Annotated in this window: 8 protein-coding genes; 7 read left to right on the top strand and 1 reads right to left on the bottom strand. The window is 43.2% G+C overall.

Annotated features, from left to right (window positions below; all coding sequences use genetic code 11):
• The 3 genes from Q0191_RS05350 to pulA form a co-directional block, all read left to right on the top strand.
• Positions 1–884 (top strand): helix-hairpin-helix domain-containing protein (locus tag Q0191_RS05350; RefSeq protein WP_297664502.1); only part of this gene is annotated, 884 nt, incomplete at its 5' end.
• 8 nt (positions 885–892) lie between these two features.
• The gene (locus tag Q0191_RS05345; protein WP_297664500.1) at positions 893–1,852 is read left to right on the top strand and encodes a diacylglycerol kinase family lipid kinase; all 960 of its coding nucleotides are present in this window, start codon (positions 893–895) and stop codon (positions 1,850–1,852) included.
• 14 nt (positions 1,853–1,866) lie between these two features.
• Positions 1,867–4,164 (top strand): type I pullulanase, encoded by a 2,298-nt coding sequence (gene pulA, locus Q0191_RS05340; RefSeq protein WP_297664504.1) that lies wholly within the window; start codon positions 1,867–1,869, stop codon positions 4,162–4,164.
• 133 nt (positions 4,165–4,297) lie between these two features.
• On the opposite strand, the gene Q0191_RS05335 is transcribed toward pulA, so the two are convergent.
• Complete coding sequence (locus tag Q0191_RS05335) at positions 4,298–6,499, bottom strand: LTA synthase family protein (RefSeq protein ID WP_297664498.1); 2,202 nt, start codon at positions 6,497–6,499, stop codon at positions 4,298–4,300.
• Positions 6,500–6,862: 363 nt separating this feature from the next.
• Here Q0191_RS05335 and Q0191_RS05330 point away from each other — a divergent pair, with 363 nt between their 5' ends.
• The 4 genes from Q0191_RS05330 to Q0191_RS05315 form a co-directional block, all read left to right on the top strand.
• Positions 6,863–8,026 (top strand): class I SAM-dependent rRNA methyltransferase, encoded by a 1,164-nt coding sequence (locus Q0191_RS05330; protein ID WP_297664496.1) that lies wholly within the window; start codon positions 6,863–6,865, stop codon positions 8,024–8,026.
• Positions 8,023–8,700 (top strand): type I 3-dehydroquinate dehydratase, encoded by a 678-nt coding sequence (aroD, locus tag Q0191_RS05325; RefSeq protein ID WP_297664494.1) that lies wholly within the window; start codon positions 8,023–8,025, stop codon positions 8,698–8,700. The genes Q0191_RS05330 and aroD overlap by 4 nt, the downstream gene beginning before the upstream one ends.
• Positions 8,690–9,544 (top strand): shikimate dehydrogenase, encoded by an 855-nt coding sequence (locus Q0191_RS05320; RefSeq protein ID WP_297664492.1) that lies wholly within the window; start codon positions 8,690–8,692, stop codon positions 9,542–9,544. The genes aroD and Q0191_RS05320 overlap by 11 nt, the downstream gene beginning before the upstream one ends.
• 52 nt (positions 9,545–9,596) lie before the next feature.
• Positions 9,597–10,206, top strand: a 610-nt coding sequence (locus Q0191_RS05315; RefSeq protein ID WP_297664490.1) for a 3-dehydroquinate synthase, incomplete at its 3' end; no start/stop codon positions are given.

Genomic DNA, 10,206 nt, shown 5'->3' with positions numbered 1-10,206 from the left:
AGAAAGACACCGTTATCGTCTATAAAGCGGGGGACATTATTCCTGCTGTCTTGCGCGTGGTGGAGTCCAAGCGCATTTCAGAAGAGCCTTTGGAAATACCGAGTCACTGTCCGAGCTGTGAGAGTGAGCTGGTGCATTTCGAGGACGAAGTGGCTCTGCGCTGTATCAACCCGCTCTGTCCAGCTCAGATCAAGGAAGGCTTGATCCACTTTGCCAGTCGGGATGCCATGAATATTACTGGCCTTGGTCCAGCAGTGGTCGAGAAGGTCTTTGATAAGAACTTGGTCAAGGATGTGGCTGGAATTTATCGACTTTCTGTAGAAGATTTGCTGACCTTGGACGGCTTTAAGGAAAAATCAGCGAATAAATTGTATAATGCCATTCAAGCTTCCAAGGAAAACTCAGCAGAAAAATTGCTCTTTGGTCTGGGAATCCGCCACGTGGGAAGCAAGGCTAGTCGGATTTTGATGGAGAAATTCCACGATATGATCAAGTTGTCACAGGCCAGTCAAGAGGAAATTGCTTCTATTGACAGTTTGGGGACAGTTATCGCTCAGAGTCTGCATTCTTACTTTGAGCAGGAAGGCAGTCAGCTTCTGCTGCAAGAATTACAAGAAGCTGGCGTCAACCTAGACTATCTAAGGGAGAAAGTGGCAGCTGATGCCGCTCTCGCTGGCAAAACAGTCGTATTGACCGGAAAATTACAAAAATTAACACGGAATCAAGCTAAAGAAAAATTGCTGAGTCTGGGTGCAAATGTTGCTGGAAGTGTGTCTAAAAAGACAGATTTGGTGGTGGCAGGTAGCGATGCAGGCAGCAAATTAACCAAAGCTCAAGAACTTGGAATCGAGATTCGGGATGAGGATTGGCTAGATAGTTTGTGAGGCTGAGTATGGAAAATAAAATAAAAAAAGCAAGATTGATTTATAACCCAACTTCTGGGCAGGAAATTATCAAAAAAAATATTGCCGAAGTCTTGGATGTCTTGGAAGATGTTGGCTATGAGACCAGTGCCTACCAGACGACTCCAGAGCCTTTCTCTGCTCAGCGAGAAGCTGAAAGAGCAGCAAGAGCAGGTTTTGATTTAGTCATAGCAGCCGGTGGAGATGGGACCATCAATGAAGTAGTGAATGGGGTTGCGGGCCTAGATGTGCGCCCTAAGCTGGCTTTCATCCCAACTGGTACAACCAATGATTATGCGCGTGCTCTGAAAATTCCCATGGGAGATCCGGTGGCTGCAGCTCGGATTATTGAGAAAAGCCAGACGATTCAGATGGATATCGGTCGGGCTTATGGCAGCAAATACTTTATCAACATTGCGGCGGCGGGCACGCTGACAGAGCTGACTTACAGTGTCCCTAGTGAGGTCAAGACCCGTTTAGGCTATCTGGCTTATGTAGCCGAAGGAGCCAAAATGCTGCCGCGCTCTAAATCCCGTAAGGTACGGATAGAGCATGACCATGGTGTTTTTGAGGGCAAGATTTCGCTTGTCTTTGCGGCCTTGACCAATTCTATCGGAGGCTTTGAAAAGCTAGCACCAGATACCAAACTGGATGATGGAAATTTCACCTTGATTCTTGTAAAAACGGCCAAGTTGTTTGATATGCTTAGTCTCATCATACAGGCAATTAATGGTGGCCAACACGTGACGGATGCCAATGTTGAATATCTGAAAACCAGCAAATTGAAGCTAGAAGTATTAGATAAAAAAGCACCCTTTATGTTGAACTTGGATGGTGAGTACGGAGGAGATACACCAGTAGAATTGGAAGTTTTGCACAATCATCTGGAGTTTTTCGCCAATATAGATGAAATAGATGAGAGCGCTCTTTCCTTAGAAAAATTAGAATGAAGAGATAAATGAAAATGCTAGACTATAAGGTCATTGTCCATTACCACAATCCTAAGGGAGATTACTTTTCTTATGACTTGTGGCAGTGGCAGACAGATCAGTGGGGAAAAGAAGCTCCTTTTTCCAAACTTGATTATTTTGGTATTCAGGGGGAACTATCTTTTGAAAGTTGGGAGCCTCTTAGTCAGGCTCATGTGATTGTCAAACGTTCAGACTGGTCCAGCCAATCTTGCGATTATCACATTGATTTATTACCAGTTCATTTGCCGACAGAGGTGTGGTTGATTGAAGGAGATCATCAGGTCTACTATTCCTTGCAAGCGGCGACGACGAGCCACCAATATTCGCGGCGACGTCCTCATAATTTCGATGTGGCTATGCGCTCAGATTATTTTGACGAATGTTGGGGCTACCAAGGTTGGCTTGGGCATCGTCTGCAGGGGCAGGTAAATGAGTTTAAAGTTTGGGCTCCGACAGCCAAAAAAGTTGAATTGCTAGTCTATGAAACTTCCGATAATCAAGCAGCTGTTTATAAAGAATTCCCTATGGAAAAGGGAGAGATTTACTCGCACGATCATGCTAAAAATACAATCGGAGTTTGGTCGGTGGAAGTGCCAGAAGATTTAGCTGGCAAGGCCTACCAGTATCATGTTCATTTTGAAAACCAGCATTTTTTGACGCGCGATCCTTATACAATCGCCACCAGTCCTGATGGCAAGCGCTCAGCTATTGTTGCTGAACAGGACAAGACTGTTGCTGGTTTTAAGGTATGTCAAGGCAAGGAGGCAACTTGGCGTTTAGATAATCCGAATCAGGCGGTCATCTATGAGATGCATATCCGAGATATTAGCAAATCGCCTAGTTCAGGTGTCGCAGAGCATTTGCGAGGGACTTTTTTAGGTGCTTGTCAACGTGGCACTAGAAATAGTCAGGAAGATCAGACTACTTTTGATTACATTCGCAATCTAGGTATCAATGTCGTGCAGCTCCAGCCGGTTTCTGACCGACACAAGGACTATGACGAAAATGGCCAAGTTACTTATAACTGGGGCTATGATCCGCAGAACTACAATGCACCAGAAACCAGTTTTTCTTCTAATCCAGATGATCCGGGTCAGGCTATCCGAGATTTGAAAACCATGATTCAGGCTTACCACGATGCAGGAATTTCTGTGACCTTAGATGTGGTTTACAATCATATTTATTCGACCTTTGACTCAGCCTTTCAGTCAACGGTTCCCGATTATTACTACCGGATGAATCCCAACGGTTCTTTCCAAAACGGTACCGGAGTCGGCAGCGAGACGGCTAGTGAGCATGAAATGTTCCGCAAATTCATGATTGATTCACTTCGCTATTGGGTAGAAGAATTCAATGTGGATGGCTTCCGTTTTGATCTGATGGGAATCCATGATGTCACCACCATGAATATCATCCGAGAAGAAATGGACAAAATTGATCCACGGATTTTGCTTTATGGTGAAGGTTGGGATATGGGAACAGGCCTGATGCCAGAGGACAAGGCTAAGAAAAACAATGCTTATCAACTGCCGCGAATTGGCTTTTTCAATGATACCCAGCGCGATGCGATAAAGGGTGCTGAAGTCTACGGTGGTCTGAAAGCTGGTTATGTGAGCGGACAAGCGACTGAAGATATCATAGCCAAAGCCATTCTGGGCAGCAGTGAGTTAGGCTCCTATTTGACACCAACTCAGGTTCTTAATTATGTGGAGGCGCATGATAATTTCAATCTGCATGACTTGCTGGTTGACTTGCACCCAGAAGATGATGAGGTCACTCGGACCAAAAGAATTGAGCTGGCAACAGCTATGAACTTGCTTATGCAGGGGATGGCATTCATGGAATTGGGTCAAGAATTTTCTCGCACGAAACTAGTAGGAACAGGCGAAGAGGGCCAAGTCCTTCCTAGCGACCGTGACAGAGCAATGAATAGCTACAATGCTCCCGATGCTGTCAACCAAGTGAATTGGGAATTGATTAGCCAACATCAGGAGAGTATTGATTATATCAAGCAAATCATTCGCTTAAAGACAAGTCAGAAGGAATTTTCTTATCAAACCTATGAAGAGATTTACAAACATGTCTTTGTAAGAGAAGCCTTTGCTGGTAGTGGTATCGTCATTTTTGAGATTAAAGACGAAAAACGTTATGAAATCATTTTTAATGCAAGTGGTCTACCATATTACCTTGAAAATGCGGATCACCTGCGCTTGGTGGTCGGCAATAGTCGCCATAAGAGACCCTTCTATGTTGAAAATCTGACCGCTTCCGTTTTTGAAGTGATTGCATAATATGAGTAAAGTTAAGAAAAGATTGAAGACGGCTTTGCAGCTTAAGTCTTCAATCTTTTTTGTGCTTCAAAAATAAAAAACTCTCCCCAAAATATTTTTCAATGCTTTAGGAAGAGTTGAGTGGCCTCATAGATTAGGGACTGGCACTTGAACTGGAGGAGCTAGAAGAGCTAGAAGATTCTCCGCTAGTTCCCTCTTCGCTGCTAGTGCTAGAGTGAAATTGTTCTGGGTGAAGTGCTCGATAACTTGGTGAATTAAAAAGATCCACAGAAGACACACCGCCACGTTTTGAATAAAGGCTAGTCGATTGATCACCTTTTTCTTTCTCAATGGCCTTGAGGGCTTTCAAAGAGTTGATGTAGTTGTAATCATCAGGGTTGACTTTTCCTAGGTTATTGCCTGTGTAAAAGCGGAATAGATCCCCCGTCTGAATAGCATCGCTCATCTTCAGCTGTGTATTTGCGGCTGTTCGGATAGCTTCTAGTTCAGCTGTTGTTGACTCGTCTGGCAGAGTGATCTCCTCACCAGTTTGTGTGTTGTAAATGCGGCCGCTATAACTTGTATATTTTGGTGTTACAAAGTTATTGGTTGATCGGAAAGCCACGATTTGCTGGTGCTGAGGTGAGAGGAGGTCTTGCCCAACTTGGAGGTAATTTTTGGAGTCAATCCCCAATAAATGCTCTAAGGTTGGCAGCATATCGATTTGTCCGCCAAAGGTATCGATGATTTTCCCTTTTTCCATTCCAGGTATCACGACCATGTATGGCACTCTCTGTAACATAGCATTGTCATAGCTAGACCAAGTCTCAGAATTTTTATTGATCAAAGGTGCCAAAGCTGGATTACGAGAATTAGAAATTCCATAGTGGTCGCCGTAGAGGACGATAATTGAATTTTCATACAGACCAGCTTCTTTCAGGTAGTCAAAGAAGGCTTTGACAGCTGAGTCGAGGTAATTTGCAGTCGCAAAGTAGCCATTAATGGTTTCGTCTTTGGTATCTGCCAGTGGGAAACCAATCTCATCGCCAATCAGACTAGTCGTATAAGGATAGTGATTGGAGACGGTGATGTATTTCGCATAGAAAGGCTGCTGCAAATGTTCCAGATACTTGATGGAATCTTTGAACATAATCTTATCGTTCAAGCCATACTGGAAGGAGTTAGTCTCGTCTTGCTTGGTAAAGTAAGACGCATCGAAGAAATAATTATAACCCCATTGCTTGTAGGCAGTGTTGCGGTTCCAGAAACTACCGGTATTTCCATGGAAGACAGCAGATGTGTAATCTCCATTTTTTGATAGGATAAAAGGCGCTGCTTGCTGGGTATTGGTACCGCCGTAGTTTACCATGAAGGAGCCTTGGTTGAGACCAAAGAGACCTGTTTCAATCATGGTCTCCGCATCAGAAGTCTTTCCAGCCTTAACCTGATTAAAGATATTTGAAAAAGCTAAAGTTGAGTTGGAGTGGTAAAGGGAGTTGAGGAAAGGCGTAACTTCATATTCCTTGCCCTCCATCTGCAGTTTATAATCAATCAGAAACTGCTGGAAGCTTTCTAGATGGACATAGATAACATTGCGACCTTTGGCAATGCCGTAGTATTCAGAGTTTGGCTCGGCATAGTGGGATTGGATATATTGTTCAACAGGCTCTAGATCCTTGGCAGAGGCTTTGGAACGCTCTTTATTAGCAGCATAGGTTTGATTAGCACTGTAGCCGAGGAAGGCAGGAAGACCAAGGGCACGAACGACATAGTAATTTGAAAATCCGCGTGTCAGGAGCTCAGGACGATCAATTTCTGCTAGGAAAAGATTGGCCGAAAAGAGCATCGCTGACAGGGATGTCACGGCAAAGCTGGCGCGGAAATTAAACTTACGATGATCCAAGCGAATATACTTTTTATAAAAAAGCCAGCCCAGAATTGGAAAATCAATGATATAGATAGCATCCCAAGGGCGGAAGAGCTCCATGGCTGCTGCCCCAAGACCTGCAGACACCTTGCTAGAGGCCAACATGGTATTGACTGTCACAAAGTCGGTAAACTCACGGTAGTAGATGGAGTTTGAGACCAACCAGACAAAGAGCATGATGTAGATAGCCGTGCTGACACAATAAAAAAGCTTGGTCGGCTTGATATAAAGAGCGAGTCCAATCAGTAAAAGTCCAATTGGGAAAGGGTTAATCAGAGCCAGAAAAATTTGATAGGCTCCTTGAATATCTAAATTAAAATCAACGGTATAAGCCCACATGGTTTTTAACCAATAAATCGTGAGCAAGCTCAAGACGAAACCGAGCCTTGTACTCATAAAATTGAGTAAATTCTTGGTTATTTTTTTCACAGAAAGATACTTCCTTGTCTTATTTCCTAAAAATTCTCTTCTTCTAAGTATATCACAATTTTTCAAGTTGAGGAAAAATTGAGGTGATTTAGTGCTTAGTTTATTTTATTTGTAAAGTAATTTAGAATAAGGGCAATCATTTCCTAACTTCAAGATTGTTCGCAAAAATATCTAAAATTAAACAGGCTTTGCCTCATGATAGATAGTGGAAAGTAGGAATAGGGAAGCTTACTTGAAAGTCCGCCTAATAAAATAAATATTTAATATATAAAATGTTGGAGATTTCTTCTACTAAAACAAGTATTATGTGAAAATAATAAATATGCTTTGAGAATTTTCACAATATTTGGTATAATAATGCTTATGAAGAAACTTACTGTTAATAAACAGACAGAGAAAAAGTTGAGAAAAGGGATTTTAGTTCTAGATAAGAATGATTTTCCGACTCTTTCGCTCACCGATCAATGTGTGGAATTGCATAGTCAGCAGGGGAAGTTCTTGGGAATAGCTTATCTCTCCTTGCAAAATAAGGGACTTGGCTGGCTGATTTCCCATGCAAAGGTAGAGCTGAACTCAGCCTTCTTTCAAAACTTGTTTGAAAAAGCCAAAGACAAACGTTTCTATTATCGTCATGCGGAGGATACGACAGCCTATCGCCTGTTTAACCAAGAAGGTGACGGTTTTGGCGGTTTTACAGTTGATATCTACGAGAAATATGTCGTTTTCTCTTGGTACAATTCCTTTGTTTTTTCAATCAAGGACCAGATAGTGGCTGCATTCCAGCAGGTCTTTCATGAGGTCGCTGGAGCTTACGAGAAGATTCGCTTCAAGGGCTTGGACTATGAGTCTGCCCATCTCTACGGAGCAGAAGCGCCAGCCTATTTTACTATTTTGGAGAATGGCGTGCGCTATCAAGTTTTCATGAATGATGGCCTGATGACTGGGATTTTTCTGGACCAGCACGAGGTGAGAGGGAGTTTGGTTGACGGCTTAGCTAGCGGGAAAAGCCTGCTCAATATGTTTTCTTACACAGCAGCTTTCTCGGTGGCAGCTGCCATGGGTGGCGCTAGTCAGACAACTTCGGTGGATTTGGCCAAGCGTAGTCGCGAGCTTTCCCAGGCGCATTTTGAAGCCAATGGTTTGGATTTAGAGCCCCATCGTTTCGTGGTCATGGATGTTTTTGATTATTTCAAATACGCCAAGCGTCACGAGTTGAAGTATGATGTGATTGTCCTAGATCCGCCGAGCTTTGCTCGCAATAAAAAACAGACCTTTTCTGTTGCGAAAGATTACCATCGTTTGGTAGCTCAGGCCTTGGAAATCTTGAGTCCAAAAGGAACATTGATTCTCTCGACCAATGCAGCTAATGTTTCTAAAAGTAAGTTTAAAAAAGAAATTGAAAAAGGATTTGCAGGAGTCCCTCACCGCTATCTAGCGGAATATGGTCTACCAGCAGACTTTGTATACAATAAGAAAGATGAGAATAGTAACTACCTCAAGGTATTTACAATTAAGGTGGACAAATGAAATTAGTCGTTTCAATCATGCCCAGAAGTTTAGAAGAGGCTAAAGCAATTGATGTGGGTCGTTATGATGATGCTGATATTATCGAATGGCGCGCGGACTTTTTGCCGAAAGAGAGCATTCTCAACGTTGCTCCTGCTATTTTCGAGAAATTTGCTGGTCGTGAATTGCTCTTCACGCTGCGAAGTCGCGGAGAAGGTGGCGAAATTGATCTGTCAGATGATGAATATGTTGCTCTTATCAAAGAAGTAGCCAATTTTTATTCGCCAGACTATGTTGATTTTGAATACTATTCGCATAAAGATAAATTTGAAGAAATGCTCGAGTTTCCAAATTTAGTTCTCAGTTATCATAATTATGAGGAAACGCCTGAAAATATGATGGAAATTTTGTCTGAGTTGACTTCTTTGAATCCTAAGGTGGTCAAGGTTTCTGTCATGGCGCACAATGAGCAGGACGTCTTGGACCTGATGAACTACACTCGCGGATTTAAGATTTTGAATCCTGAACAAGAGTATGTAACGATTTCTATGGGAAAAGTTGGGAAGATTTCTCGCTTAGCTGCAGATTTGACAGGTTCAAGCTGGTCTTTTGCCAGTGTTGAGCAGCCGAGTGCACCAGGTCAGGTTTCTCTAGCAAACATGAAGGTTGTGCGGGAGATTTTAAATGAAAATTAATGGCCATACTCGTCTAGCAGCAGTTGTTGCTAAGCCGATTAAGCATAGCATTTCACCATTTATTCATAATACTGCCTTTGAGAAGACTGCTGTCAATGGTGTCTACCTTGCTTGGGAAATTGAAGCAGGGGATTTAGAAGCGACCGTTGCTAATATCCGAAGGTATGATATGTTTGGGATAAATTTGTCAATGCCTTACAAGCAGGAGGTCATCCAATATCTTGATGAATTGGCTCCCAGCGCCCGTCTTATCGGAGCTGTGAATACAGTGGTGAATGAAAATGGTACATTGATAGGATACAATACAGATGGCAAGGGCTTTTTTAAGAGCTTGCCTTCTTTTGCTATTCAGGGCAAAAAAATGACCATTTTAGGTGCTGGCGGAGCGGCGACAGCTATTATCGCTCAAGCTGCTTTGGATCAGGCAGAGGAAATTTTTGTATTTACTCGGCAGACTTCCTATGCTAATACTGTCAGCAAGATGGTAGCAATCAGTCGCCAAACTAAGAGCAGGATTCAGGTGTTGAGCTTGGAAGACTCGGCTCTTCTACAGGAGAAAATTAACCAATCGGATCTTCTGGTCAATGGAACAAGCCTTGGTATGGATGGAGAATCTTTACCACTAGTAGAAAGTATTCAACTACCGAGCCAGATTTTAGTTGCGGATGTGATTTATAAACCTTTTGAAACACCTTTTTTAAAGTGGGCTCGAAGTCAGAAGGTAGAGGCAGTGAATGGTCTAGGTATGTTGCTTTATCAGGCAGCAGAAGCTTTTGAGCTTTGGACAGGCCAGTCCATGCCTTGTCAGGAAATTTGGCAGCAGCTAGAAGTTCTGTATAAATAGTCACTCGTACTCAGCTCCTCTATGGTGGAGCAGGAAAAACAAGGAGGCGCTTATGAAATTAAATGTAAATCTCCCCCATCATCCCTATGATATTACCATCGAAAAAGGAGCCTTATCTCAGGCTGGAAACTGGCTGAGTCAGCTTTGGCAGCCTCAGAAGGTGGTCATCGTCACGGACAATCGAGTGGCTCGACTTTACGCGGAAAAGGTCAAGCTGAGCTTGGCAGCGGCTGGGTTTGAGGCCTTTGTCTTTGATTTTTTAGAAGGCGAAGCTAGCAAGAACTTAAAGACAGTCAACAAAGTCTATGAGTTTTTAGTCAAGGTTGGTCTGACCCGCAGTGACGGTATCGTGGCTTTGGGAGGTGGCGTTGTCGGTGATTTGGCAGGTTTTGCTGCTTCGACCTACATGCGGGGCATTCATTTCGTGCAGATTCCGACCAGTCTGACAGCTCAAGTGGACTCCTCTATCGGTGGTAAGACAGGTGTTAATACCCCTTGGGCCAAAAATATGGTCGGGACCTTTACCCAGCCTGACGGAGTTCTGATTGATCCAGAAGTTTTGCAGACTTTAGGGAAACGTGAATTGATTGAAGGCATGGGCGAGGTAGTCAAGTACGGCTTGATTGAGGATAAGGAACTCTGGGATGAGCTGTCAGAAATGG

This window comes from uncultured Streptococcus sp., assembly GCF_938036805.1.
In the GTDB taxonomy this organism is placed as follows: Bacteria; Bacillota; Bacilli; order Lactobacillales; family Streptococcaceae; genus Streptococcus.
This window is presented reverse-complemented; position numbering and strand designations above follow the sequence as displayed.

What these genes read in the sequence shown, in the direction of transcription:
- Q0191_RS05320 (WP_297664492.1), top strand. Translation starts at nt 8,690, where the DNA reads ATGAAAATTAATGGCCATACTCGTCTAGCAGCAGTTGTTGCTAAGCCG.
- Q0191_RS05345 (WP_297664500.1), top strand. Translation starts at nt 893, where the DNA reads ATGGAAAATAAAATAAAAAAAGCAAGATTGATTTATAACCCAACTTCT.
- pulA (WP_297664504.1), top strand. Translation starts at nt 1,867, where the DNA reads ATGCTAGACTATAAGGTCATTGTCCATTACCACAATCCTAAGGGAGAT.
- aroD (WP_297664494.1), top strand. Translation starts at nt 8,023, where the DNA reads ATGAAATTAGTCGTTTCAATCATGCCCAGAAGTTTAGAAGAGGCTAAA.
- Q0191_RS05330 (WP_297664496.1), top strand. Translation starts at nt 6,863, where the DNA reads ATGAAGAAACTTACTGTTAATAAACAGACAGAGAAAAAGTTGAGAAAA.